Raw genomic sequence first — 25,883 nt, 5'->3', positions numbered from 1 at the left:
GCGGCGACCGACCAGCGAGAAGGCCAGGCCGCAGCCGTTAAGCGCGGGCGAGACTCTCGGGAAGGCGCTACGTGAGTCCCAACGGCTCCGACCGCTCGCCGCGGCGCCCCATGCGGCGGAAGCTGCTGCAGGCACTGACCGCGGGCCTGGTCCTGGCGACCGCCACCGGTTGCACATGGGAGGACTTCCCCCGCCTCGGTATGCCCACCCCAACATCGGAAGAGGCTCCGCGGATCCTCTCCCTGTGGCAGGGATCCTGGGCTGCCGCGCTCGCCATCGGCGCGCTGGTGTGGGGCCTGATCCTGTGGAGTGTGTTCTTCCACCGGCGCAGCCGCACCAAGGTGGAGGTCCCTCCGCAGACCCGGTACAACATGCCCATCGAGGCGCTGTACACGGTCGTCCCCCTCCTCATCGTCTCGGTGTTCTTCTTCTTCACCGCGCGCGATGAGTCCGAGCTGCTGAAGCTCGAGAAGAATCCCGACGTCACGGTCAACGTGGTCGGCTTCCAGTGGAGCTGGTGCTTCAACTACGTCGAGAACGTCGACGGTTCCTCGGGCGACGCCAAGAAGTCCAAGGAACTGGACGCGATCCCGGACCGCTACAAGGACGCCTTCCCGGCCGACGCCGGCGGTGTCTACGACTGCGGTGTCCCCGGCACCCGCAACCCGCAGACCAACAACCCGGGCCCCACCCTGTGGCTGCCCGAGGGCAAGCGGGTCCGCTTCGTGCTGACCTCGCGTGATGTCATCCACTCCTTCTGGGTGGTGCCCTTCCTGATGAAGCAGGACGTCATCCCCGGGCACACCAACGCCTTCGAGGTGACCCCCAGCCGTGAGGGCACCTTCCTGGGCAAGTGCGCCGAGCTCTGCGGCGTGGACCACTCCCGGATGCTCTTCAACGTGAAGGTCGTCTCTCAGGAGCGGTACGAGCAGCACCTGAAGGACCTCGTGAAGAAGGGGCAGACCGGTTACGTGCCCGCCGGCATCGGACAGACGGGCCCTGAGAAGAACCGGGAGTCGAACATCCTGTGAGCATCCTCAACCAACCCCAGGGTGCCGAGGCAGCCGGGTCCCACTACGAGGACGAGCTGCCGGTCCGGCGCCAGAACCGCGGCAGCGTCGTGGTCAAGTGGCTGACGACCACCGACCACAAGACGATCGGCACGCTGTACCTGGTGACGTCGTTCGCCTTCTTCGTCATCGGTGGCGTGATGGCGCTCGTCATGCGCGCCGAGCTGGCCCGTCCGGGACTGCAGATCGTCTCGAACGAGCAGTTCAACCAGGCGTTCACGATGCACGGCACGGTCATGCTGCTGATGTTCGCGACGCCCCTCTTCGCCGGTTTCGCGAACTGGATCATGCCGCTGCAGATCGGGGCGCCCGACGTGGCGTTCCCCCGGCTGAACATGTTCGCCTACTGGCTCTTCCTGTTCGGCTCGCTGATCGCGCTGGGTGGCTTCCTCACCCCGGACGGCGCTGCCAACTTCGGCTGGTTCGCCTACTCCCCGCTGTCGGACGCGGTCCGCTCGCCGGGCATCGGCGCCGACATGTGGATCATGGGTCTGGCCTTCTCCGGCTTCGGCACGATCCTCGGCTCGGTCAACTTCATCACCACGATCATCTGCATGCGCGCTCCGGGCATGACGATGTTCCGCATGCCGATCTTCACCTGGAACGTGCTGCTGACCGGCGTGCTGGTCCTGCTCGCCTTCCCGGTGCTGGCCGCCGCGCTGTTCGCCCTCGAGGTGGACCGCAAGTTCGGGGCGCACATCTTCGACTCGGCCAACGGCGGAGCGCTGCTGTGGCAGCACCTCTTCTGGTTCTTCGGCCACCCCGAGGTGTACATCATCGCGCTGCCGTTCTTCGGCATCGTCTCCGAGATCGTCCCGGTCTTCTCCCGCAAGCCGATCTTCGGCTACATGGGCCTGATCGCCGCGACGATCGCGATCGCCGGTCTGTCGGTCACGGTGTGGGCGCACCACATGTACGTCACCGGCGGTGTGCTGCTGCCGTTCTTCTCCTTCATGACCTTCCTGATCGCGGTGCCGACGGGCGTGAAGTTCTTCAACTGGATCGGCACCATGTGGAAGGGCAGCCTGTCCTTCGAGACACCGATGCTGTGGTCCGTCGGCTTCCTGATCACCTTCCTCTTCGGTGGTCTGACCGGTGTGATCCTGGCGTCGCCTCCGCTGGACTTCCACGTCTCCGACAGCTACTTCGTGGTGGCCCACTTCCACTACGTGGTGTTCGGCACCGTGGTGTTCGCGATGTTCGCCGGCTTCCACTTCTGGTGGCCGAAGTTCACCGGCAAGATGCTCGACGAGCGCCTGGGCAAGATCACCTTCTGGACGCTGTTCGTCGGCTTCCACGGCACCTTCCTCGTCCAGCACTGGCTGGGCGTCGAGGGCATGCCGCGCCGCTACTCGGACTACCTGGCGGCCGACGGTTTCACCGCGCTCAACACGGTGTCCACGATCGCCTCGTTCCTGCTCGGCATGTCGCTGCTGCCGTTCTTCTACAACATCTGGAAGACGGCCAAGTACGGCAAGCCGGTCGGTGTCGACGACCCGTGGGGCTACGGCCGCTCCCTGGAGTGGGCGACCTCCTGCCCGCCGCCGCGCCACAACTTCATCACCCTTCCGCGGATCCGCAGCGAATCCCCGGCGTTCGACCTGCACCACCCGGAGATCGCCGCGCTCGACCAGCTCGAGAACGCCGGTCACGGTGAGAAGGCCCTCGCTGGTGGCAAGGAGGCCGGCAAGTGAGAATCCAGGGCAACCTGTTCATGTGGCTGAGCCTCTTCTTCCTGATCGTCGCCGGTGTCTACGGCGTCTGGTCGAAGGAGCCGGTCGGCACCACCGCCCTCTTCCTGGCGTTCGGCCTGAGCATCATGGTCGGCTTCTACCTGGGCTTCACCGCCCGGCGGGTCGACGTGGGCGCGCAGGACGACAAGGAAGCGGACGTAGCGGACGACTCCGGCGAGGTCGGGTTCTTCAGCCCGCACAGCTGGCAGCCGCTGGCCCTCGCCGCGGGTGGCGCCCTGGCCTTCCTGGGTGTCGCCGTCGGCTGGTGGCTGCTGTACTTCTCGGCGCCGGTGCTGCTGCTCGGCATCTGGGGCTGGGTCTTCGAGTACTACCGCGGTGAGAACCGCACCCAGTAACACGCGCCACGGCACTTCGGGGCCCGGACACTCCGTCAGGAGCGTCCGGGCCCCCGCTTTCGTCTCCGGCGTCACCCGTTCGGGCCGTCCAGTGAGCCGGCACGGGCCCGGCTTCCTAGCGTGAGGCCATGAGACAGACAGAGTCCCCCCGTGGCGCGGGCGCCGGCCGGAGCCGCCTCGCCGGCTGCGCGCTGCTGGTGATCGCCGTCGGCGCGGGCGTCACCGGCTGCTCCTCCGACGGCAGCCCGCTGTCCGCCGAGCCGTACGACGCGACGGACCAGATCTCCTTCGTCGGGGTCGACGAGGGCAAGCCCGCGGACCCCGACAAGCCCCTGGAAGTGGTCGCCGAGGACTCCGACGGCCGCATCACGGACGTCACCGCCGTGGACGCCTCAGGACGCCACGTGGCGGGCGAACTGGCCGCCGACGGCAGCCGGTGGCACAGCACCTCTCCGCTGGCCGCCGACGCCCAGTACACGGTCCGGGTGAGCACCGAGGACGAGGACGGCGCCCCCGGCCGCAAGGTCATCACCTTCACCACCGGCAGACCCACCGCCGCCCAGCGCCTGGACGTCGCCTTCGGCCCCCGGGCGGGCACCTACGGCGTCGGCCAGCCCCTCACCGCCGAGCTGACCGAACCGGTCAGGGAGCGGGCCCACCGGGCCGTCGTGGAACGCGCCCTCAAGGTCGACTCCACGCCCGCCGTGACCGGGTCCTGGCACTGGGTCGACGACAAGAAGCTCCACTACCGCCCGAAGGAGTACTGGCCCGCCCACGCCACCATCCGGGTCCGCAGCACCCTGGACGGCATCAAGGTCGGCGACCGGCTCAGGGGCGGCACCACCGCGCCGCTCACGATCCGCACCGGAGACCGCGTCACGGCCCTCACCGACGCCGCCGCGCACCGCCTGACGGTCTACAAGAACGGCGAGGAGATCAAGCGGATCCCCGTCACCACCGGCAAGCCCGGCTTCGAGACCCGCAACGGCGTCAAGGTGGTCCTCGCCAAGGAACCCCTCGTACGCATGCGCAGCAGCACCGTGGGCATCGCCGAGGGCTCCTCGGAGTCCTACGACATGGACGTCCAGTGGGCCACCCGGGTGACGTGGAGCGGTGAGTACGTGCACGCCGCCCCGTGGTCCGTCGGCTCCCAGGGCTCCGACAACGTCAGCCACGGCTGCGTGGGCATGAACACCGCCAACGCCGAGTGGTTCTTCGCCACCGTGCGCGAGGGCGACATCGTGGAGGTCGTCAACTCGGCCGGCGACACGATGGAACCCTTCGGCAACGGCTACGGCGACTGGAACCTCGACTGGGACAAGTGGCTGGCCGGCAGCGCGCTGACGACCCCCACGCCCCAGGGCTCCGGCGAGAGGGCACGCCTGCGGCCAACGGCTGTGTGACCCCCTCAGGGGCGCGGGGCCGTACCGGTATGCGGCTCCGCCGCGCGGGCGCGACCGGCCACGACGGACCCGCGGCCGCCGCACCACAGGACCGACGGAGCGACTAGGCGCTCTGCAGCCGCTTCTGCCGCAGCAGCGCGGCCAGCGCGGACGCGAACTCCACGGGCTCGACCGGCAGCGTCACCGCGGACTCCGCCCGGCTCCACGTCGCCAGCCAGGCGTCCTGCGGCCGCGCGATCAGCAGCAGCACCGGCGGACAGCCGAACACCTCGTCCTTGATCTGCCGGCACAGCCCCATGCCCCCCAGCGGCACGGCCTCGCCGTCGAACACGCACACGTCGATGCCGCCCCGGTCCAGCTCCGTGAGCACGGCCGCCTGGGTCGCGCACTCCACGAACTCCACTACGGGCACGTCCGGGGCCGGCCGCCGGCCGGTGGCGAGCCGCACCTGCTCCCGGGTGTTGGCGTCGTCGCTGTAGACCAGCACCGTGGCGGTCGCCTGCATTGTTCCTCCACGCGTAAGAGAGAGGGCACGGCTCTGTCGGGAACTTCGGGTACCGATGGCGCGGATGCTACCCCCTCGGACCGCCTGTCAACACTGGTTCGGACACGGCTTCGAACGGGTCCCGACGGGGCTCCGGGTGGGCCATCCGGGCAGTCCAGGACGGGGGAACACACCGAACGGCACCCCCGGGAGTGAGGGCGGGATAAGCGACCGACATAATGTCGGCGTGGCGACAGCAACGACAGTAGATACCGGGCACGCGCACCCGTCGGTCAACCGACCGAACCTCACCAGCGTCGGAACCATCATCTGGCTGAGTTCCGAGCTGATGTTCTTCGCGGCCCTCTTCGCGATGTACTTCACCCTGCGATCGGTGACCGGACCCGACTTCTGGTCGGAGAAGGCCGACTCCCTGAACTTCCCGTTCTCGGCGGCGAACACCACGATCCTGGTCCTCTCCTCCCTCACCTGTCAGCTCGGCGTCTTCGCCGCCGAGCGCGGTGACGTGAAGAAGCTCCGGATGTGGTTCATCGTCACCTTCATCATGGGTGCGGTCTTCATCGGAGGACAGGTCCTCGAGTACACCGAGCTGGTCAAGCACTACGGCCTGTCTCTCTCCTCCGACGCGTACGGCTCGGCCTTCTACCTGACCACCGGCTTCCACGGCCTGCATGTGCTGGGCGGTCTCATCGCCTTCCTGCTGGTCCTGGGCCGGACCTACGCGGCACGGAGGTTCACTCACGAGCAGGCGACAGCGGCCATCGTCGTGTCCTATTACTGGCACTTCGTCGACGTCGTCTGGATCGGCCTCTTTGCCACGATCTACATGATCAAGTAGCAGGGCCCACAGCCTCGCGCGCGCGAAGCCGCGCACCAACCAGAAGCATCGACGCAGAAGATCCTGACACCGGGGTAATCCGTGAAAAAGCTCTCCGCACGACGACGCCACCCGCTGGCGGCGCTCGTCGTCCTACTCCTCGCCCTGGCGTGCACCGGGGGGCTCTACGCCGTGTTCGCACCCGCGGACAAGGCGCAGGCCGACGAAACCGCCCAGTCCCTCACCATCGAGGAGGGCAAGAAGCTCTACGCGGTCGGCTGCGCCAGCTGCCACGGCACCGGCGGTCAGGGCACCTCCGACGGTCCGAGCCTGGTGGGCGTGGGCGCCGCCGCGGTCGACTTCCAGGTGAGCACCGGCCGTATGCCGGCCGCCACCTCGCAGGGCGCGCAGCTGCCCGACAAGCCGGCCGTCTACTCGCAGGCCGAGATCGACCAGCTGGCCGCGTACATCGCCTCCCTGGGCGCCGGTCCGGCGATCCCCACCGAGGAGCAGTACGGCCCCGAGGGTGCCGACATCGCCAAGGGCGGTGAACTGTTCCGCAACAACTGCGCGCAGTGCCACAACTTCACCGGCAAGGGCGGCGCGCTCACGCACGGCAAGTACGCCCCGGACCTCGAGGACGTCGCACCGAAGCACATCTACGAGGCCATGCTCACGGGCCCGCAGAACATGCCCTCCTTCCCCGACAGCACGCTGTCCGAGCAGAACAAGAAGGACATCATCGCGTACCTGGACACGGTCAACAGCGATGAGTCCAAGAGCCCCGGTGGCCTCGCGCTCGGCGGATTCGGACCGGTCTCGGAAGGTCTGTTCGCGTGGGTCTTCGGACTCGGCGCGCTGATCGCGGTCGCCGTCTGGGTCGCCGCTCGGACCGCAAAGGCCAAGAAGTCATGAGTAGCCAAGACATTCCAGAAGAGAACCTGCCCGCAGCGCAGGACACCCCCGCCGGTGCGGTGAAGCTCGCGGACGAGAAGAACCCGTTCGCCGACCCGGGCCTGCCGCCGCACGAGCCGCGGATCCAGGACCTCGACGAGCGGGCCGCCAAGCGGTCCGAGCGCACGGTCGCCCTGCTGTTCACGCTGTCGATGCTGGCCACCGTCGGCTTCATCGTCTCGTTCGTGACGATCCCGGTCGACCAGTACGTCTACATCTTCATGCTCGGTCACATCAGCGCGCTGAACTTCGCGCTCGGTATGACCCTCGGTGTGGCCCTGTTCGCCATCGGCGCCGGCGCGGTCCACTGGGCCCGCACGCTGATGTCGGACCACGAGATCGCCGACGAGCGTCACCCGATCGAGGCCTCCCCGGAGGTCAAGGCGAAGGTCATGGACGACTTCCGCCAGGGTGCCAAGGAGTCGGTGCTCGGCCGCCGGAAGCTGATCCGCAACACGATGTTCGGTGCGCTCGCCCTGTTCCCGCTCTCCGGAGTGGTGCTGCTGCGCGACCTCGGGCCGCTGCCCGGGACCAAGCTGCGCGAGACCGCGTGGTCCAAGGGCAAGCTGCTGGTCAACATGAACACGAACGAGCCGCTGCGGCCGTCCGACATCATCGTGGGCTCGCTCACCTTCGCCCAGCCCGAGGGTCTCGACCCGCACGAGCACGGTTTCATGACCGAGATCGCCAAGGCTGCCCTGATGCTGGTCCGTATCCAGCCGGACGACATCAAGGACAAGCAGTCGCTGGAGTGGTCGCACGAGGGGATCCTCGCCTACTCGAAGATCTGCACCCACGTCGGTTGCCCGATCTCCCTGTACGAGCAGCAGACGCACCACGCGCTGTGCCCCTGTCACCAGTCCACCTTCGACCTCTCCGACGGTGCCAAGGTGATCTTCGGTCCCGCCGGTCACGCCCTGCCGCAGCTGCGCATCGGCGTGAACGACGAGGGCTACCTCGAAGCGCTCGGCGACTTCGACGAGCCCGTCGGTCCTGCCTTCTGGGAGCGCGGATGAGTACTACGACGACCCCCGAGTCCCGCTCTCGCGGGAAGGCACCGGCCGGCGAACGCGTCGCCGACTGGGCCGACGGCCGGCTGGGGATCTACTCCCTGGCCAAGGCCAACATGCGCAAGATCTTCCCCGACCACTGGTCGTTCATGCTGGGTGAGATCTGCCTCTACAGCTTCCTCATCATCATCCTCACGGGTGTGTACCTGACGCTGTTCTTCCACCCGTCGATGAACGAGGTGGAGTACCACGGCAGCTACATCCCGATGCAGGGCCAGCTGATGAGTGAGGCCTACAAGTCGACGCTGGACATCAGCTTCGACGTCCGTGGCGGTCTGCTGATCCGGCAGATCCACCACTGGGCCGCGCTGGTCTTCCTGGCCGGCATGTTCGTGCACATGATGCGCGTGTTCTTCACCGGCGCGTTCCGCAAGCCGCGTGAGATCAACTGGCTGTTCGGCTTCCTGCTGTTCGTCCTCGGCATGTTCACCGGTTTCACCGGCTACTCGCTCCCGGACGACCTGCTCTCCGGCACCGGTATCCGCTTCATGGAGGGCGCGGTCCTGTCCGTGCCGATCGTCGGCACGTACCTGTCGTTCTTCATCTTCGGCGGCGAGTTCCCCGGCGACGACTTCATCGCCCGGTTCTTCTCGGTCCACGTCCTGCTGCTGCCGGGCATCATGCTCGGCCTCGTGGTGGCCCACCTGATCCTGGTCTTCTACCACAAGCACACGCAGTTCGCGGGTCCCGGCAAGACCAACAAGAACGTCGTCGGCATGCCGCTGCTGCCGGTCTACATGGCCAAGGCCGGAGGCTTCTTCTTCCTGGTCTTCGGTGTGCTCGCGGCCCTCTCGGCGATCGCCACGATCAACCCGATCTGGAACATCGGCCCCTACCGGCCGGACATGGTCTCCACGAACGCCCAGCCGGACTGGTACATGGGCTTCTCCGAGGGCCTGATCCGTGTCATGCCGGGCTGGGAGATCAACTTCTGGGGCCACACGCTCGTCCTGGGCGTGTTCATCCCGCTGCTGATTTTCCCGCTGGTCCTGGTCTCGATCGCGGTGTACCCGTTCATCGAGTCCTGGGTCACCGGCGACAAGCGCGAGCACCACATCCTGGACCGTCCGCGCAACGCCCCGACCCGCACCGCCTTCGGCGTCGCCTGGATCACGCTGTACTTCGTGCTCCTCGTCGGCGGCGGCAACGACCTGTGGGCCACGCACTTCAACCTGTCGATCAACGCCATCACCTGGTTCGTCCGGATCGGCTTCTTCGTCGCCCCGGTCGTGGCCTTCATCGTCACCAAGCGGATCTGCCTCGGCCTCCAGCGCCGGGACAAGGAGAAGGTGCTGCACGGCCGGGAGACCGGCATCATCAAGCGCCTGCCGCACGGCGAGTTCATCGAGGTCCACGAGCCGCTCAGCCAGGAGCAGCTGCACACCCTCACCGCGCACGAGCAGTACAAGCCGCTCGAGCTCGGCCCGGAGGCCGACGAGAACGGCGTCCGGCGCAAGGTGAAGATGAGCGAGAAGCTGCGCGCCAAGCTCAGCAAGGGCTACTACGGCGGGGAGTCCCAGATTCCCAAGCCGACCGTCGAGGAGTACAAGGAGATCACGAGCGGCCACGGCCACCACTGATCCCCCCACCCCCCTCACCCCAGTCGCCACACGACGGCGAAGGGCCCCCGTCCGTTCTGCGGACGGGGGCCCTTCGCCGTCCCCGGGGCTGGATAGGGTGGGAGTCCGGGGACCGAACCGGTTGCCCGCACTCTTCTACGTACACCAGGAGCGGCCATGAGCGCTGTGACCCCCGCTGGAGGCGACATCGCGGCGGGCCGCTCCTGGCCCGCCGTGCTGAACGGACTGCTGGACGGCCGGAACCTCTCCGCCGACGACACCGCCTGGGCGATGGACCTGATCATGCGCGGTGAGGCGACCGACGCGCAGATCGCCGGCTTCGCGGTCTCGCTGCGGGCCAAGGGCGAGACCGTCGACGAGATCGCCGGCTGCGTACGCGCCATGTACGACCACGCCAACGTGATCGACGTGCCGGGCGCCACCGTCGACATCGTCGGCACCGGCGGGGACGGCGCCAGGACGGTGAACATCTCCACGATGTCCTCGATCGTCGTCGCCGGTACCGGCGCGAAGGTCGTCAAGCACGGCAACCGGGCCGCCTCCTCCGCGTCGGGCGCCTCCGACGTCCTGGAGAAGCTCGGCGTCAACCTGGAACTCACCCCGCGCCGGGTCGCCGAGGTGGCCGAGGAGGCGGGGATCACCTTCTGCTTCGCGGTGAAGTTCCACCCGGCGCTGCGCCACGTGGCGGCCGCGCGCGGCCAGCTCGGCATCCGCACGGTGTTCAACTTCCTCGGCCCGCTGTCCAACCCGGCGCGGGTCAAGGCACAGGCCGTTGGGGTCGCCGACGCCCGGATGGCGCCCATCATCGCCGGGGTCTTCGCCGGGCGCGGCCACTCCTCGCTGGTGTTCCGCGGCGACGACGGTCTGGACGAGCTGACCACCACCGCCACCTCCAGGGTGTGGGTGGTCCGCGACGGGACGGTCGACGAGCAGACCTTCGACCCGCGCGAGGTGGGCATCGAACGGGTGCCGGTGGAAGCCCTGCGCGGCGCCGACGCCTCCTACAACGCGGAGGTCGCCCGCCGGGTGCTGGACGGCGAGAGAGGCCCGGTGCGCGACGCGGTGCTGCTGAACTCGGCGGCGGCGCTGGTCGCCCTGGAGCCCGGCTCGGGCACCCTCACGGAGCAGATCCGCGCCGGGATGGAGAAGGCGGCCGAGTCCATCGACTCGGGGGCCGCCCGGCGCGTCCTGGAGCGGTGGGTGGCCGTCAGCAACGCCTAGCCCCCGACGTGCACGATGTCCCGCGATCCGGAAACGGGTTGCGGGACATCGATCACTTCACGTAGTTTCCTGTCCCAGGTCATGAGTGACAGCCATCAGGCCCCGGCCGGCTGTCCGGCAACCCTCCGTCCGTGGCGGGGTGCCCCGGGTGAGGACCAGGCCGTGGGCAGCGAGGTCCACGGCAAGCGCGGACCCCTCGTACACCAGGGGTCCTGGTCGTCGAGGAGCCTCCGGTGAGCAAGCGAATGCGCTAGGGCCGCCGAGCCCCGCCTCCGCACCCCCCTCTTCCTTCTTCCCCTCCGCGCTCGAGCGCCGTCCGCTCGCGTGGTGGTTCCGCCTGCCTCACCGGGAGTTCCGTCATGTCCGTCTCCACCGCTGCCGTCGGCCGTCCCGTCCGCGCTCCGCTGCCCGCCCCGCTGCCCGTCCTGGGCCGCGACGTCACCGTCCCCCTCGTCACCGGCGGCGAGATCACCTACGCCGCCCTCGACTACGCCGCCAGCGCGCCCGCCCTGCAGCGGGTGTGGGACGACGTGGCCGCCTACGCGCCGTACTACGGCAGCGTCCACCGGGGCGCCGGGTACCTCTCCCAGCTCTCCACCGACCTGTTCGAGAACGCCCGCCGCACCGTCGCTGAGTTCCTCGACTGCCGTACCGGCGACCAGGTGCTCTTCACGCGGTCCACCACCGACTCCCTCAACCTGCTCGCCGCCGCGCTCCCCGACGACTGCGAGGTGTTCGTCTTCGAGACCGAGCACCACGCCTCCCTGCTGCCCTGGCGCGGTGCCCGCGTCACCTGCCTCGACGCGCCCGACAGCCCCCGCCGGGCCGTGACGGCCCTGGAACGCACCCTCGCCGACCGCGCCCCGTACGGCCCCGCCCTGGTCTGTGTCACCGGCGCCTCCAACGTCACCGGTGAGCTGTGGCCCGTACGGGAGCTCGCCGCCGCCGCGCACGCGCACGGGGCGCGGATCGTGCTGGACGCCGCGCAGCTCGCCCCGCACCACGCGGTGAGCGTGCGCGACCTGGACGTCGACTGGGTCGCCTTCTCCGGGCACAAGCTGTACGCCCCCTTCGGCTCCGGGGTGCTGGCCGGCCGGGCCGACTGGCTGCGGGCGGCCGAGCCCTACCTCGCGGGCGGCGGAGCCAGCCGGAAGGTCACCCGGGGCACGGACGGGGGACTGGACGTGGAGTGGCACCAGGGCGCCGCCCGCCACGAGGCCGGCTCGCCGAACGTCATCGGCGCGTACGCCATCGCCTCCGCCTGCAAGGCGCTCACCGAGGCCGGCTTCGAGGGCCTGGCCGCGCGGGAGGAGGCGCTGGTCCGTGCGGTGCGGGAAGGGCTCGCGGACGTCCCCGAGGTGCGGTTCCTGTCGCTGTTCGGGGACGACGCCCCGCGGGTCGGCGTGCTGTCCTTCCTCGTCGAGGGCTGGACCAGTTCCCACTTCGCCGCCGCGCTCTCCGCGGAGTACGGGATCGGGGTGCGGGACGGGCTGTTCTGCGCACATCCCCTGGTGCGGCGGCTGCTCGGCGGGGAGGCGGGGGGCCAGGGCGGGTGCGGGGCCGCGGACAACGCGATCCGGGTGAGCTTCGGGGCGGGTACGCCGGACGAGCACGTGGAGCGGTTCGTGCGGGCGGTGCGGGAGCTGGTCCGCGACGGGGCCCGCTGGTCCTACCGGACGGTGGACGGGCGCTGCGTCCCGGACACCTCGGCCGCCCGGCCCTAGTACGGGATCCGCCCCCGGGGGGCGCTGCCTCCAAACCCCCATTCCTCGAACGCCGGAAGGGCTGATGCAGCCCCTCCGGCGTTCGAGGAGCGGGGTCTGGGGCGGAGCCCCAGGTTCGGGACGGGAAGGGGCGGCGGGGGCGAGGATCATGCGCGGGCCATCGGCAGGCGGGCGCCGAGGACGATCATGCGCAGGGCACGCTCCGAGGCATCGGTCAGCAGCTCCGCGCCGCGCACCAGCGCCTCCGCGAGAGCCATCGGCGCCGGCAGGATGCCGTGACAGGCGTCCACCCCCGGCACCTCCCCCGCCCCCTCACCCAGCGTCCCCGCCAGGGCCAGCACCGGCCGCCCGGAGAGCTTGGCCCGCCGCGCCACCTCCGCCGGCACCTTGCCGCGCGGCGTCTGGTGGTCCAGGGCCCCCTCCGCGGTGACCACCAGATCGGCGCGGGCCAGCCGGTCGTCCAGGTCGAGGTGGTCCAGCAGGACCGGGAAGCGGGGGACGAGGGACGCGCCCAGCGCGGCGAGTCCGGCCCCCAGCCCGCCGGAGGCGCCCGTGCCGCGGCCGAGCCGCAGGTCGGTGCCGGTGCCGGCGAGGTCCCGGGTCAGCACCCGCGCCCAGTTCTCCAGTCCCGCCGACAACTCCTCCACCTGCCGCGGGGTCGCCCCCTTCTGCGGGCCGAACACCCGGGCCACGCCCCGCTCCCCGCACAGCACGTTGTACGGGTTGCAGGCGACGAGGAGTTCCACGTCCGCGAGGCGGGGATCGAGACCGGAGGGGTCGATGCGCGCCAGACGCACCAATTCAGCGCCACCCGAGCCGAGTTCGAAGCCGTCGGCGTCCAGCAGTCGCGCCCCGAGCGCCTGGAGGGCGCCCGCCCCGCCGTCGGAGGTGCCCGAGTCGCCGCAGCCGACCAGGATCCGCCGTACACCCTGGCCGAGCGCGGCACGGATCAGTTCCCCGACGCCGTACGTGGTGGTGGCGCCCGGGTCGCGCCGGGCGCGGGGGACGAGGGAGAGACCGGCGACGGCCGCCATCTCCACCACCGCCGTGTCCTTCGGGCCGAGCACCGCGAAGTGCGTGCCGACCGGTTCACCGACCGGCCCCGTGGCGGCCAGGGCGACGAGCCGGCCGCCGGTGGCGGAGGCGAGCGCCGCGGCCGTTCCCTCACCCCCGTCCACCAGCGGGATGCGGTCGATCTCGGCGTCCGGCAGGACCCGGCGAACGCCCGCCGCGATGGCGTCGGCGGCGGCCTGGGCGGACAGCGACTCCTTGAAGCCGCTGGGTGCTACGACGACACGGTCGAGCATGACGGAACTCCTTAGCGGGTCATGGGGACGCCGAGCAGCGGCCACACCGCGACGGCGAACAGCAGGACCAGGGCGGCGGTGAGCGGGGCCAGCACGGCGGACAGCCGCAGCAGGTCGCGCGGGGTGTAGGTGGGCGTGCCGGGGATCTCCGCGAAGAGCGTGACCGGTTTGGCGGAGGCCGGGAGGGTGTGGCAGAAACCGGCGGCGGCGGTCGACGCGAGCGCGGCGGCGACCGGGTTGACCCCGGCGCCGACAGCCGCCGCGACGACCAGCGGGACCAGGACGGAGGAGCGTGCGGAGCGGGACTGCAGCACCAGGTGGGCCGCGGTGCTGACCGCGACGACGAGCGCCAGGAACATCACCGGGGTGATCCCCTCGGGTATCCCGTCGACCAGCCACTCGGCCGCGCCGGACTCGGCCAGTGCCACGCCCATGGCCATGGTGGCGGCCATGAACAGCAGCAGGGACCACGGCACCGTCTTCAGCGCGTCCTTCAGCCGTACGGTGCCCAGCGCCGGGGAGGCGGCGACGACCGCGCCGATCAGCGCGACCACGGCCGGCGACACCCGGTGCAGCGGTTCGCTGCACCACAGGGCGACCACCGTGGCGAGCAGCAGGGCGCAGCGCTTCTCGGCCTGCGTCCAGGGACCGGTGACCGGGCGGTCGCTGTGCCGCTGGATCTCCTCGGCGGTGATGTGCACCGGGCCCCGCCGGTCCGCGCGGCGGGTGGTGGTCGACAGCACCGCCTCGGCGGCGAGATGGGAGGAGGCCACGGCCAGCGGCAGCCCCAGCAGGAGCCATTCGGTGAAGCCCACCCGGTCCCCGGTGGCCTCCCACAGCACCGACACGGTGATCAGGTGTGCTCCCGCGCCGATCAGGGTTGCCACCGCGGACAGCAGGATCACGGTCGGGAACAGCAGGGCCAGCATCACGACCACTCGCTTGCGGTCGGCGAGCGCTCTGGCGAGGGCGAGGAAGACCGGCAGCGCGAGCGCCGCCCGGCCCGAGGTGGCCGGCACCGCGAACGCCGTGACGACGAGGGCTGCCGTCGTCAGATGCGTCAACTGCCGTACCGTGCGCGCCCCGCCGACCAGGAAGGCGGCCGCCCGCCCCGCGAGCCCGGTCCGGGCGACCGCGGCCGCCAGCACGAACGCGCAGATCAGCAGCCACACCGTCGAGTCGCCCAGGGTCCCGAAGAGGGTGTCGCTGCTGATCACCCCGGTCACCGTCAGGGCGAGCCCCGCGCCCAGCGCGATGTAGGTGTCGTCGATCGGCGTCCCGACCCACGCGCACGTCGCGAGCGCGAACACGGCGAGGGCGAGCCGGGCGTCCCCGCCGAGGCCGGGGAAGGTGCCGGGGACCGCGAGCAGCGCGCACAGCGAGAGGGCCACGCACAGCGCCGCGGCAGGACGGGGATTCAGGGTCACGTCATCGAATGTCCCCGAGGGCGGTGAGCCGTCGATGAGCCGAAGATGAAGGGAACTTCACCCGGTCGCACGGGTGTTCACGCGGGGAGCCGGTAGCCCATCCCGCGGACCGTCTCCACCGTGTCCGCGCCGAGCTTCTTGCGCAGCGCGCGGACGTACACGTCCACGATGTTGGAGCCCGGGTCGAAGTCGTAACCCCACACGTGGGACAGGATCTGTTCGCGGGAGAGCACCTGCCCGGGATGCCTCAGGAACAGTTCGAGGAGCACGAACTCACGGGCCGTCAGGTCGACGGTGCGCTCACCGGCCCGGGCGCGGCGGGTGCGCAGGTCCAGGCCGAGCGCGCCCGACCTCAGCACCGTCACCTCCGGCGCGCGGGCCGCCGTGCGCAGCCGCAGCCGTACCCGCGCGAGGAGTTCCTCGAAGCGGAACGGCTTGGTCATCCAGTCGTCGGCGCCGCCCTCGAGTCCGGCCACCGTGTCCCGTACGGAGTCCCGCGCGGTCAGCACGATCACCGGGGTCGTCACCCGCGACTCGCGCAGTTCGCGCAGCACCGTGAAACCGTCCCGGCCGGGCAGCCCGATGTCCAGGACGATCAGGTCGAAACCGCCGGTCAGCGCGTACGCGTAGCCGGCCTCGCCGTCGGGGACGACGGTGGTGGTGAAGCCGTTGGCGCGCAGGCCCTTCTGCACGAAGGAGGCGATGCGGTCCTCGTCCTCGACGATCAGGATGCGGTTCACGTGCGTGCCTCTTCCAGGGTGAGTACGAAGGTGGCGCCGCCGCCCTCGGTGTCGTCCAGGCGGACGTGGCCGCCGTGGCCCTCGGCGATCGCCTTGACGATCGACAGGCCGAGCCCGGCGCCCGAACCGCGCGTACCGCGCCGGGAGGTGCCGCGCCGGAAGCGTTCGAAGATCAGCTGCCGGTCCTCGGGCCGGACGCCGGACCCGGAGTCGGCGACGTACAGCTCGATCCGCGCACCCTGCGCGCGCGAGCCGATGCGGATGGTCTGTCCTGCGGTGGTGTGCTGCACCGCGTTCTGCGCGAGCTGCACCATCGCCTGGGTGATGCGCTGCGGGTCCAGCTCCGTCTCCCGGTCGGCTATGCCGGTGAGCTGCCAGTCGCGTTCGCCCAGGGTGCGGGCCTTGACGTAGACGTCGGCGGTGAGTTCGGCGAGCTGCACCGGCTCCGGGGCGACGAAGTCGGGCCGTTCGGCCTTGGCGAGCAGCAGCAGGTCCTCCACGATGCGGCTCATCCGGTCCAGTTCGTCGGTGACCAGGCGTACGGTCTCCTCGCGTTCGGCCGGGTCGTCGCCCATCAGCTCCAGGTGGCCGCGCACGATGGTGATCGGGGTGCGCAGTTCGTGGCCGGCGTCGTCGACGAACCGACGCTGGGTGGCGAAGGCCCGCTCCATCCGGTCCAGCATCGCGTTGTACGTCTCGGCGAGGGCCGCGATGTCGTCGTGGCCGCGTACGGGGATGCGGCGGGTGAGGTCCTGCTCGGTGAGTTGCGCGGCCGCGGTCCGCACCAGCCGTACGGGCTGCAGGATCCGTCCGGCGACCGCCCAGCCGATGCCGGTGGTCAGCAGCAGGGCGACCCCGGAGATGGCGAGCAGCACCCGGAACACCTCGTCGACGCGCGCCACCTCGCGCTCGGGGTGGAAGGCGACGACGAACGCCGCCTCGGGGGTGCCGCCGCCGTGCCGGGCCACGGACACCTTGGCCCAGCGGATCTCCCCCTCGGGCCGCTGGAGCACCCCGGAGGCGTCGGGCGAGGCGAAGACGTGGCGCCGGGCGTCGGGGTCCTGGTGCAGCGGCAGGGCGACGGGCAGGTCACGCGGCTGGATGATCTGCGCCGGGCCGCCGTCGCGCCGCGCCACCAGGCCGATCAGCTCCTCGTCCGGGTCGGCGTACTGCCGTTCCAGGAACACCCGCAGCAGGCGGTCCGGGTCGGTGAAGGGCCGGCCCGTCTCCGGGTCGAAGCCCCGCTGCTCGAAGTTGGCGAACTCGCCCGCCTCCTGCGAGAGGAGCCCGCTGATCCGGTCGTCGACGTCCCGCAGCAGGAAGGAGCGGGTGGTCATGGCGACGGAGGCGAACGCGACCGTCATGACGAACAGCAGCCACAGCAGGATGCGGACCCGGGCGGAGATCCGCCGGCGGACACCGTCAGCCCTCGTCGTCCGGTCCGTTGTCGTCCCGTCCGTCGTCGTCCCGTCCGTTGTCGTCCGAGGAGTCCTGGCCTCGGTCGTCGTCATCGTCACCACCCGCGGGGCTGTCGGTCACCGGTGGCCGGGAGACCACCTCGTCGCTCGGCGTCGGCTCGGGCCGCGCCGAGGAGGCCGTGGGTGTGGGCGTGGGCGAGCCGCTGTCCAGTTCGACCCGCGGCGGCACCTTGGGCCTTTCGGGGCTGTCGGCGAGCGCGAAACTGGTCGCGGCGACGCCCAGCGGGATCAGCACGACGGCGGCGAGCGCCGCCATCCGGCGAGTGAAAACCATGGTCCGATCCTGCGCACCGCACCGCGGGCCCCGGATGAGCCCCGGATGAGGAGTTCTTCATCTGGGCGCGGCCCCTCCGGCGCCCGAGGAGCGGGGGAGGGGCGGCGGGGGCGGGGACCGTCACGGCCGGACGGCGTGCCCGGGACGAAGCCGGGGTCAGCTGTCCAGACCGATGGCGAACGCCGCCTCCAGGTCGTGCTGCGAGTACGTGCGGAACGCCACGTGCGTGTCGGTGCCCTCCACACCCGGGATCTTGCTGATCCGGCCGGGGATCACCTCCGCCAGGTCCTCGTGCTCGCGCACCCGGACCATGGCGATCAGGTCGTAGGTGCCGGTGACGGAGAAGACCTCGCTGACACTGTCCAGCGCGGCGATCCGCTCCGCGATCTCGGGGATCCGGTCCACACTGGTCTTGATGAGGACGATCGCGGTGATCACGGCTGGTTCTCTCCCTCGGGGGCCGGAGCAGGGGCGGACTTCACTGTAGTCGCCCTGCCGAAGCAGACCCACGCGCAGCCGAAGCCCAGGGCGAACCCCAGCAGGTGCGCCAGGTAGGCCACCCCCGGCCCGTCGTCCGCCCGTCCCGCCGCAGCCCACTGCAGCGCCGCCCAGAACGGCAGCACCACCCACGCCGGCAGGCGCACGGGCAGGAAGAACAGGAACGGCAGCAGACTGGTCACCCGGGCCCGGGGGAACAGGAAGAGAAACGCGCCCAGGACCGCCGAGATCGCCCCCGAGGCGCCGACCAGGGCCCGCTCGGAGTCCGCGTTGGCGGCGGCGTACCCCAGCAGTGCCAGGGAGCCGCAGCCGACGTAGCACACGGTGAACCGCAGCCGTCCCATCCGCGCCTCCGTCATCGCTCCGAACACGTGGAGGAACAGCATGTTGCCGAGCAGATGCACCCAGCCGCCGTGCACGAAGAGCGCCGTGGCGGGGGTCAGGACGGCCCCGGGGGACCCTTCGAACAGGTCTGCGGGGATGACGCCCCAGCGCCGGAAGTAGGCCCGCTGCGCGGCCAGCAGCTCGTCCCCCGAGCCGTGGGCCGGGCCGAGACCCGCCACGGGGCCGGTCAGGAAGACCAGGCAGCACAGCGCGACGAGGGTGTGGGTCACCGGCGCGGACGTGCCCCGGATCGCCGCGGCGGCCGACGCGCTCCAGTTGCGGATCATGGACACAGAGCATGACGCAACCGGACGGAACCCTGCATACCGCCTCGCCGCCGTGGACGGGCGGGCGGCGGGGACTCCCCAGGCCGTAGGGTTACGAGCCACACGCACCGGTCGGCCCGCCCGGTGCGTCATGGACACTGGAAGGAAGGCGAACAGCCACGATGACGGTTCCTCTGCCGACCGCCTCGACGCGGTGGCGCTGCACCCTCTGCGGCAACCTGACCCGCTTCGACGTGACCCGCTCGTCGAAGGTCGTCGAGTACGTCCACCTGGACCTGGCCGGAGAGCCCAGGGTCGAGGAGCGGGAGGTGCTCGGTGAGACGATCGAGTCGGTGCGGTGCCGCTGGTGCAACGCCGTGGACCAGGTGGAACTGGTGGACAGGCCGGGCGCCGGCTCCTGAAGCGAAGGGGGTCCCCTCCCGCTCGAGCGAAGTCGAGAGTGGGGGAGGGTCCCGCTGACGGCGACCCCGCGCACGGGGCCGCACACAGGCATGGGGGTGTGACGGATGGTGGAGACCACGGGCGGGGGGCCGCAGGACGGCGCCGCCGAGATGCTCGACCGTCCGCTGCCCGAAGGCGTGCGCCGCCGCGTCGTCCAGATCGTCGCCGACGGCTTCGGCGGACTCACGGTCACCGAGCTGCCCGCCCAGCTCAGGCAGTACGCCAGATTCGCTCCGAACCGGCGCGCCAAGTTCGCAGGCAACGCCATGGCGGCGGCACTGGAGACCGATCCGCTGTTCCGGCAGCGCATCGGGGAGAAGCTCAGAGAGGCCCAGCCGGAACTGACCGGCGCCCTCGACTCGGGCTCCCCGCCCCCGGCCGCGGATCCGCTGGACGTGGCGGCCGCGGCCTATGTGCTCCGCCCGGCCGGCTGGGTCAAACTGGTGACCGCCGCCGGCGAGGAGGCCCAGCGCGCCGACGCCGAGCGCGCCGACGAGGAGACCCGGGCCGAGCTGGAACGGCTGCGCACCGAACTCGACCGGGCCCGCGAGCACACCAGGTCCGAGACCGAGCGGCTGCGCGCCGAGCTGGAAGCGGCGAAGAAGGAGACCGACTCGCTCCACCGCAAGCTGCGCTCCGCCCTCAGCGACGTCAAGCGCGGTGAGGCCGCCGTGCGCAAGCTGCGCGGCGAGATGGAGGCCGTACGCGCCGAGGGCAGCGCCCAGGTGTCGTCCGCCGAGAGCGAGAGCCGGCGTCTCAAGGCCCGGCTGGGGGAGACCGAGGCCGCCCTGGAGGCCGCCCGCCGGGCGGCCCGCGAGGGCCGCAGCGTCGAGGACATGCGGGTGCGGCTGCTGCTGGACACCGTGCTGGACGCCGCCCAGGGGCTGCGGCGCGAACTGGCGCTGCCTCCCGTGTCCGTCCGGCCCGCCGAGACCGTGGACGCCGTGGAGCCGGGCCGCATGACCCCGAAGGACATCGCCGCCCGCGCGCTGTCCGAGAACGACCCGGCCATCGTCGACCAGCTGCTGGCACTGCCGCAGGCCCATCTCGTCGTCGACGGCTACAACGTGACCAAGACCGGCTATCCCCAGATGCCGCTGGAGAAGCAGCGCCTGCGCCTGCTGGGGCAGCTCGCCCAGCTCGCCGCGCAGACCGGCGCCGAGGTCACCTGCGTCTTCGACGGCGCCGAACTGGCCGCGCCGGTCCTGCTCGCGCCGCCGCGCGGTGTGCGCGTGCTGTTCTCCAAGCCGGGCGTCACCGCCGACGAACTCATCCGCCAGCTGGTGCGCGCGGAGCCGCCGGGGCGTCCCGTCATCGTCGTCTCCACCGACCGGGAGGTCGCCGACGGGGTCGCCCGCGCGGGCGCACGCCCCGTCGCCTCGGCGGTGCTCCTCAAAAGGCTTTCCTAGTATCTGATGCGCATCCGTCCCTCGTGCAACGTACAAGGTTGATTGCCCGAATTGACGGAACCGTCACGCAACGTAGCGTCAAGCGGGCATCACTGCAGGTGAGTTGAGGCCCGATAAACTCGTTGTGACGGAGATTTTGCGTCCGGGGATTTGAACTGATCACAAGAGAATCACTAGGGTCTCCCTTCGAACCCTCGCTCGCGCGATCACTCTCGAGAAGGAGCTCGTCTCCGTGGCGTCCCACCGTCGTCCCAAGCAGCCGAGCCGCGCACGCGTGACCGTGCTCACCACCGCTGCCGCAGCTGCCGTCGTCATGAGCTCGCAGGCCGCCAACGCCGCCCCGAGCGAGAAGCCGAGCAAGGACGAGGTCAAGGCCAAGGTCGACAAGCTCTACGAGCAGGCCGAGCAGGCCACCGAGAAGTACAACGGCGCCAAGGAGAAGCAGGAGAAGCTCCAGAAGGAGATCTCCACGATCCAGGACAACGTCGCCAAGGGCCAGCAGGAGCTCAACGAGCTGCGCGACGGCCTCGGTTCGATGGCCAGCGCCCAGTACCGCAGCGGCGGCATAGACCCCTCGCTGCAGCTCTTCCTCTCCGCCGACCCGGACGACTACCTCGACAAGGCGTCCACCCTCGACCAGTTGAGCACCCAGCAGGTCGACGCGCTGAAGAAGATCCAGGAGAAGCAGCGCGAACTCTCCCAGCAGCGCTCCGAGGCGTCCGAGAAGCTCAAGGACCTCTCCTCCACGCGCGCCGAACTGGGCAAGAAGAAGAAGGAAGTCCAGGGCAAGCTCGCCTCCGCGCAGAAGCTGCTCAACACCCTCACCGCCGAGCAGAAGGCCGAGCTCGCCGAGGAGCAGAACCGCGCCACCCGCACCAGCGAGCGCGACGCCCTCTCCGTCAACGTCCCGGCCGGTTCCGGACGGGCCGCCGCCGCCTTCGCCGCCGCCCAGAGCAAGCTCGGCACCCCGTACGTCTACGGCGCCACCGGCCCCTCCTCCTTCGACTGCTCCGGCCTCACCTCCTGGGCGTACGCCCAGGCCGGCGTCGGCATCCCGCGCACCTCCGAGGCGCAGACCGGAGCGGGCACCAGGATCTACTCGGCCAGCCAGCTCAAGGTCGGCGACCTCGTGTTCTTCTTCAACGACCTGCACCACGTCGGCCTCTACGCGGGCAACGGCCAGATCATCCACGCCCCGCGCACCGGCACCGTCGTGCGCTACGAGTCGATGAACACCATCGGCGGCCCCTTCATGTTCGGCGTCCGCGTCTAGCACCTCCCCGACGGCCCCCCGTGCGCCCGTTGGAGGGAATCGCACCGGCGCCGCCCGGCCCCACGCCCCGCCTCCGACGCAGGTCACAGGCGGGGCGTCACCGTGTGTGCGGGCACAGGCCCTTGGTCCGCGCACCGTCGCCGACGCTACTGTCTGCCGCGTTTCCCTGTCCGCCAGCGGAAGGAACGCGGCTTCCCGTGGGGTCCCATCGCCGTACCGCACCGTCCTCCGGATCAGACCGGAGTGCCGTCGTCGCCCTCGGCCTGCTGTCAGCGGCGGCCACCGCCCTCGGCGCGGCCCCGGCCGCGGCGGCCCCGCCCGACGACACCCGGGCGGCCGACGTGGACCGCCTCTACGAGGAGGCGGAGCGGGCGACCGAGGCGTACAACGCGGCCGACGAACGGGCCGACGCCCTGCGCCGTCAGATCTCCGCCGTGCAGGACGGGATCGCCCGCAAGCAGCAGCGGGTCAACACCATGCGGGAGTCGCTGGGATCGCTCGCCGGTGCCCAGTACCGCTCCGGCGGCCTGGAACCCGCCCTCGCCCTGCTGCTCTCCGAAGACCCGGAGGACTACCTCGAGAAGGCCTCCGTCCTCGACCGGATCACCGTCCACCAGGCCGGCGAGCTGAGACATCTGCGGGGCGCCCTGCGCTCCCTCGCCCAGGACCGTGCGGAGGCGGCCGGGAAGCTCGGCGCGCTCGACAGGAGCCGCAAGGCCGCCGCCGTCCACAAGCGGACCGTCGAACGCAAGCTCGCCGAGGCCCGCCGCCTGCTCGACTCCCTCCCGGCCGGTGAACGCGCCGCCTGGGACCGGGCCGGCCGCTCCGCACGCGCGGACCTGCCCGGCCCCGGCGGCGCCGCGGCCTCCAGCCGTGCGGCCGCGGCCGTCGCCGCCGCCCGCTCCGCCCTCGGCAGGCCCTACGTGTGGGGCGCCAACGGTCCCTCCGGCTTCGACTGCTCCGGCCTCACCCAGTGGTCGTACGCCCAGGCCGGGGTCGCGCTGCCGCGCACCTCGCAGGCCCAGCGGTACGCCGGCCGGCAGGTGCCGCTCTCCGAGGCACGCCCCGGTGACCTGGTCCTCTACCGCTCCGACGCGAGCCACGTCGGGATGTACATGGGCAACGGCCAGGTGATCCACGCGCCCTACCCGGGTGCCCCGGTGCGCTACGACCCGGTCGGAATGATGCCGGTCTCGTCGGTCACCAGGGTCTGACCGGGACGGCCGCGCGCCCGTACCCTCGGACAGATGGCTGATCGAAGGCGGGTGTCGGGGGCGTCGGTGGTGGCGCTGTGTCTGCTGCTCGTCTCCCTGGTGGCGTGCGGTGGCGGTCCGGCCGTCGACGCCGCCCGAGCGGAGGTGCAGTCACTCCTCGACCGGCGTGCCGAGGCCGTCCTGGACCGTGACGCCGCCGCCTTCGCCGGTACCGGCGACCGTGCGGGGTTCGACAATCTGCGCGCGGTCCCGCTGGCGGACTGGTCGTACCGGGTCACCGCCCTGAACCGCACCGGCGACTCGGCCACCGCCTCCGCCGACCTGCGCTACCGCGTCGAGGGACACGACCGGGCCCCTGTCGTCACCGCCCGTTCCCTGACCCTGAGCCGGGACCGGGACGGCCGCTGGTCCGTCGACTCCGACCGCCCCGCCCGCAGGTCCGGCGAACAGCTGTGGGACCAGGGCGCGGCCCAGGCCGTGCGGGGCGCGCGGAGCCTCGTGCTGGGCGTCGGGCAGCCCGCCGGCAAGCTGCGTGAGTACGCGGCGCTGGCGGACCGCGCGGTGCCCGCCGTGTCCGACGCCTGGGGCCCGGAATGGCCCCGGCGCGTCGTCGTGCTGGTCCCGCGGTCCCTGGAGGGCATGGCGGGCCTGCTGGGTTCGCCCGCCTCCTCCTACCGGGGGATCGCTGCGGTCACCACCGGAGCCACCGGCACGGACGGGCGCGCTCCGGCGGACCGGGTCATCGTCAACCCGGACGCCTTCGGACTGCTCGGCGACCCGGGCCGGCAGGTCGTCCTCACCCACGAGACCACCCACGTCGCCACCCGCGCCCACACCTCCGCCGCGACGCCGCTGTGGCTGTCCGAGGGGTTCGCCGACTGGGTCGGCTACCGCGGCAGCGACCGCACCCCCGCCGAGGCAGCCCCGGAGCTCGCCTACGCGGTGAGCCAGGGGGACGTTCCCGAAGCCCTGCCGGAGGACGAGGACTTCGGCTTCTCCGGCGACGCGGACGGCCTGGCCCGCGCCTACGAGGGCGGCTGGCTGGCCTGCCGCCTGATCGCCGAGCACTGGGGTGAGGAACGCCTCCGCGAGTTCTACCGCACGGTGGGCGCCCACGAGACCCGCGAGGGCGCGGTCGAGCACGCCCTGGACACGGTCCTCGACACCACCCCGGAAGCCTTCACCCTCCAGTGGCACGACTACATCCAGAAGGTCCTGCCCTGACCCTCCAGCACCTACCGCCCTGCGCGGGCAGCCGTGCCGCCGTCCGGGGCCCTCCGCTTCCCGCCTCCGCGGGCACCCGTGCCGCCGTCCGGGGCCCTCCGCTCTCCGCCTCCGCGGGCAGCTCTCCGCCTCCGCGGGCAGTCGTGCCGCTGGGGCGGCACGGGTGGGCGCGACGGCACCCCTCGAGCGCCGGGCTGCGCAGACACCCCCCGCCCGGCACCGACGCCGGTGCACCCCGTGTCACCGCCCGGTCAGGACGCGACCGACCTCTCCGCCGCGCGCACCTGCTCCGGCACCGTGGCGACGGCCCGCCGCCCCAAAACCGTCGCGCACCACAACCTGCGACCCCCCACCACCGCCGCCGCCACCAACAGCCCGTTGCGCACCACCAGCAACGACACCCCCAGCGCGTCACTCGCCACCACATGAGCGAACCACACCGGGAACTCCAGCACCGTCACCAGACAGGCCACCAGCACCAGCCCCACCGGCACCCCCATCCGGCTCGCCCGGAAGCACAGACAGACCGCCGCGAGCCCCACCAGCCACACCATGTACTGCGGACTGATCACCCGGCTCGTGACCGTGAACAGCAGCACCCCCACGAACGCCGCGTCGGCGACCGTGTGGGGCTCGCAGCGACGCGCAAGCACCCGCCACACCACCAGCCACACCAACGCCGCCGCCGTCAGGAGCAGCGCCCCCGTGCTCACCCAATTCACGTACGGACCGAGGAACTCCACCGACCCGTAGTTGAGCAGCACCTCGCCCTCCCACCCGTGGTGCCGGGCCACATGGAAGACCAGCGCCCCCAGCGACTCCACCTCCGTCCCCCGGTCCTTCTGGAACGTCAGGAACGCGAACGCCCCCGGCATCAGCACCGCGAACAGCCCGGCCACCCCCACGGCGGTCACCCCCGCCGACACCCAGGCGCCCCGCCGCCGCACCGCGAGCAGCAGCAGCGCGGGCCACACCTTCAGCAACGCCCCGAACCCCGCCAGCGCCCCCATCAGCCGGGGGTGCCGGACCCCGGCCAGCAGCGCGGCCACCGCCACCGCCGTCACCATCACGTCGTAGCGCGCGTACACCGTCGGCCCGAGCAGCGGCACGCCCGCCACCCACACCCAGGCCCCGCGCCGCGCCCGCCCGGGACCGCGGCCCGCGTACAGCAGCAGCGCCAGCGTGACCAGGTCGGCGGCGAGGGCCAGGACGAAGAACGCGGTGGCGTACTCCAGGAAAGGCAGCAGACCGGGGGAGAGGATCGCCAGCGCCGCCGCGGGCGGGTACTGCCAGGTCACGTCGTCCCGCGGGAACGTTCCGGTGCTCAGGACGTCGTACCAGCCCTGGTAGATCACCGACACGTCGCTGGTGACGTCCGGTCCCGGGAAGACGATCACCTTCAGCACGCACAGCAGCAGTGCCGTCCTCGTCAGCGCCCAGAGGACCAGGAGCCCTGCGAGTGAGCCTGGTGCGGCCGTCGTCTTCACGTGATTC

The 25,883-nt window shown here is 71.2% G+C and carries 24 protein-coding genes and 1 riboswitch; of the genes, 15 read left to right on the top strand and 9 right to left on the bottom strand.

Annotated elements, in window-relative coordinates; genetic code table 11:
• The first annotated feature begins 71 nt into the window (after positions 1–71).
• The 4 genes from ctaC to ACZ6A9_RS06280 all read left to right on the top strand — a co-directional run bounded on the left by ctaC (position 72) and on the right by ACZ6A9_RS06280 (position 4,562).
• Positions 72–1,031 carry an aa3-type cytochrome oxidase subunit II gene (gene ctaC / locus ACZ6A9_RS06295; RefSeq protein ID WP_468979382.1) on the top strand — a complete coding sequence of 320 codons (960 nt, stop codon included), beginning with the start codon at positions 72–74 and terminating at the stop codon, positions 1,029–1,031.
• Positions 1,028–2,764, top strand: a complete 1,737-nt coding sequence (gene ctaD, locus ACZ6A9_RS06290) for an aa3-type cytochrome oxidase subunit I (RefSeq protein WP_468979379.1) — start codon at positions 1,028–1,030, stop codon at positions 2,762–2,764. The genes ctaC and ctaD overlap by 4 nt, the downstream gene beginning before the upstream one ends.
• Positions 2,761–3,159 carry a cytochrome c oxidase subunit 4 gene (locus tag ACZ6A9_RS06285; RefSeq protein WP_468979377.1) on the top strand — a complete coding sequence of 133 codons (399 nt, stop codon included), beginning with the start codon at positions 2,761–2,763 and terminating at the stop codon, positions 3,157–3,159. The genes ctaD and ACZ6A9_RS06285 overlap by 4 nt, the downstream gene beginning before the upstream one ends.
• Positions 3,160–3,287: 128 nt before the next feature.
• Positions 3,288–4,562 carry a L,D-transpeptidase gene (locus ACZ6A9_RS06280; protein WP_468979375.1) on the top strand — a complete coding sequence of 425 codons (1,275 nt, stop codon included), beginning with the start codon at positions 3,288–3,290 and terminating at the stop codon, positions 4,560–4,562.
• Positions 4,563–4,665: 103 nt separating this feature from the next.
• Here ACZ6A9_RS06280 and ACZ6A9_RS06275 read toward each other — a convergent pair whose 3' ends face one another.
• Positions 4,666–5,067: a response regulator gene (locus tag ACZ6A9_RS06275; protein WP_468979372.1), complete on the bottom strand. Its 402-nt coding sequence runs from the start codon at positions 5,065–5,067 to the stop codon at positions 4,666–4,668.
• A 226-nt stretch (positions 5,068–5,293) separates the two neighbouring features.
• On the opposite strand from ACZ6A9_RS06275, the gene ctaE reads away from it, so the two are divergent.
• The 6 genes from ctaE (at position 5,294) to ACZ6A9_RS06245 (ending at position 12,433) form a co-directional block, all read left to right on the top strand.
• The gene (gene ctaE, locus ACZ6A9_RS06270) at positions 5,294–5,905 is read left to right on the top strand and encodes an aa3-type cytochrome oxidase subunit III (protein ID WP_189555433.1); all 612 of its coding nucleotides are present in this window, start codon (positions 5,294–5,296) and stop codon (positions 5,903–5,905) included.
• 81 nt (positions 5,906–5,986) lie between these two features.
• Entirely contained in the window at positions 5,987–6,799 is an 813-nt protein-coding gene (qcrC, locus tag ACZ6A9_RS06265; RefSeq protein ID WP_468979368.1) for a cytochrome bc1 complex diheme cytochrome c subunit, read from the top strand.
• Positions 6,796–7,854, top strand: a complete 1,059-nt coding sequence (qcrA, locus tag ACZ6A9_RS06260; protein WP_468979362.1) for a cytochrome bc1 complex Rieske iron-sulfur subunit — start codon at positions 6,796–6,798, stop codon at positions 7,852–7,854. The genes qcrC and qcrA overlap by 4 nt, the downstream gene beginning before the upstream one ends.
• Positions 7,851–9,488 carry a cytochrome bc1 complex cytochrome b subunit gene (gene qcrB, locus ACZ6A9_RS06255; protein WP_468979358.1) on the top strand — a complete coding sequence of 546 codons (1,638 nt, stop codon included), beginning with the start codon at positions 7,851–7,853 and terminating at the stop codon, positions 9,486–9,488. The genes qcrA and qcrB overlap by 4 nt, the downstream gene beginning before the upstream one ends.
• Before the next feature lie 156 nt (positions 9,489–9,644).
• Complete coding sequence (gene trpD, locus ACZ6A9_RS06250) at positions 9,645–10,709, top strand: anthranilate phosphoribosyltransferase (protein ID WP_468979354.1); 1,065 nt, start codon at positions 9,645–9,647, stop codon at positions 10,707–10,709.
• 77 nt (positions 10,710–10,786) lie between these two features.
• Positions 10,787–10,903, top strand: a riboswitch (SAM riboswitch).
• Between the two features lie 165 nt (positions 10,904–11,068).
• Positions 11,069–12,433 carry an aminotransferase class V-fold PLP-dependent enzyme gene (locus ACZ6A9_RS06245; RefSeq protein ID WP_468979348.1) on the top strand — a complete coding sequence of 455 codons (1,365 nt, stop codon included), beginning with the start codon at positions 11,069–11,071 and terminating at the stop codon, positions 12,431–12,433.
• A 146-nt stretch (positions 12,434–12,579) separates the two neighbouring features.
• On the opposite strand, the gene ACZ6A9_RS06240 is transcribed toward ACZ6A9_RS06245, so the two are convergent.
• From ACZ6A9_RS06240 to ACZ6A9_RS06210, 7 genes are all read right to left on the bottom strand, one after another.
• Positions 12,580–13,740 carry a glycerate kinase gene (locus tag ACZ6A9_RS06240; RefSeq protein ID WP_468979344.1) on the bottom strand — a complete coding sequence of 387 codons (1,161 nt, stop codon included), beginning with the start codon at positions 13,738–13,740 and terminating at the stop codon, positions 12,580–12,582.
• Between the two features lie 11 nt (positions 13,741–13,751).
• Positions 13,752–15,167, bottom strand: coding sequence for an SLC13 family permease (locus ACZ6A9_RS06235; protein WP_468979338.1), 1,416 nt, complete (start codon positions 15,165–15,167; stop codon positions 13,752–13,754).
• Between the two features lie 77 nt (positions 15,168–15,244).
• Positions 15,245–15,907, bottom strand: a complete 663-nt coding sequence (locus ACZ6A9_RS06230) for a response regulator transcription factor (RefSeq protein WP_468979333.1) — start codon at positions 15,905–15,907, stop codon at positions 15,245–15,247.
• On the bottom strand, positions 15,904–17,418 hold the full coding sequence (locus tag ACZ6A9_RS06225) for a sensor histidine kinase (protein WP_468979331.1): 1,515 nt from the start codon (positions 17,416–17,418) through the stop codon (positions 15,904–15,906). Before ACZ6A9_RS06225 ends, ACZ6A9_RS06230 begins: the two co-directional genes overlap by 4 nt.
• The gene (locus tag ACZ6A9_RS06220; RefSeq protein WP_468979328.1) at positions 17,330–17,659 is read right to left on the bottom strand and encodes a small secreted hydrophilic protein; all 330 of its coding nucleotides are present in this window, start codon (positions 17,657–17,659) and stop codon (positions 17,330–17,332) included. Before ACZ6A9_RS06220 ends, ACZ6A9_RS06225 begins: the two co-directional genes overlap by 89 nt.
• Before the next feature lie 156 nt (positions 17,660–17,815).
• Positions 17,816–18,097, bottom strand: a complete 282-nt coding sequence (locus tag ACZ6A9_RS06215) for an Lrp/AsnC family transcriptional regulator (RefSeq protein WP_030820493.1) — start codon at positions 18,095–18,097, stop codon at positions 17,816–17,818.
• On the bottom strand, positions 18,094–18,828 hold the full coding sequence (locus ACZ6A9_RS06210) for a rhomboid family intramembrane serine protease (protein ID WP_468979322.1): 735 nt from the start codon (positions 18,826–18,828) through the stop codon (positions 18,094–18,096). The genes ACZ6A9_RS06215 and ACZ6A9_RS06210 overlap by 4 nt, the downstream gene beginning before the upstream one ends.
• 161 nt (positions 18,829–18,989) lie before the next feature.
• Here ACZ6A9_RS06210 and ACZ6A9_RS06205 point away from each other — a divergent pair, with 161 nt between their 5' ends.
• The 5 genes from ACZ6A9_RS06205 to ACZ6A9_RS06185 all read left to right on the top strand — a co-directional run bounded on the left by ACZ6A9_RS06205 (position 18,990) and on the right by ACZ6A9_RS06185 (position 24,389).
• Complete coding sequence (locus ACZ6A9_RS06205) at positions 18,990–19,229, top strand: hypothetical protein (protein ID WP_004932140.1); 240 nt, start codon at positions 18,990–18,992, stop codon at positions 19,227–19,229.
• 105 nt (positions 19,230–19,334) lie between these two features.
• Positions 19,335–20,678, top strand: coding sequence for an NYN domain-containing protein (locus ACZ6A9_RS06200; RefSeq protein WP_468979316.1), 1,344 nt, complete (start codon positions 19,335–19,337; stop codon positions 20,676–20,678).
• 232 nt (positions 20,679–20,910) lie between these two features.
• The gene (locus ACZ6A9_RS06195) at positions 20,911–21,951 is read left to right on the top strand and encodes a C40 family peptidase (protein WP_468979312.1); all 1,041 of its coding nucleotides are present in this window, start codon (positions 20,911–20,913) and stop codon (positions 21,949–21,951) included.
• Positions 21,952–22,148: 197 nt separating this feature from the next.
• Complete coding sequence (locus tag ACZ6A9_RS06190; protein WP_468979307.1) at positions 22,149–23,165, top strand: C40 family peptidase; 1,017 nt, start codon at positions 22,149–22,151, stop codon at positions 23,163–23,165.
• Between the two features lie 33 nt (positions 23,166–23,198).
• A complete protein-coding gene (locus ACZ6A9_RS06185) occupies positions 23,199–24,389 on the top strand; it encodes a hypothetical protein (protein ID WP_468979301.1) in 1,191 nt (396 codons plus the stop codon).
• 251 nt (positions 24,390–24,640) lie between these two features.
• Here the strand turns inward: ACZ6A9_RS06185 and ACZ6A9_RS06180 are convergent, their stop codons facing one another.
• Entirely contained in the window at positions 24,641–25,876 is a 1,236-nt protein-coding gene (locus ACZ6A9_RS06180; protein WP_468979297.1) for a glycosyltransferase 87 family protein, read from the bottom strand.
• Positions 25,877–25,883: the final 7 nt, after the last annotated feature.

The organism is Streptomyces sp. NPDC041124 (genome assembly GCF_055592385.1).
Note: the sequence above shows the minus strand (reverse complement) of the source record. Positions and strands in the feature narration are given on the sequence as shown.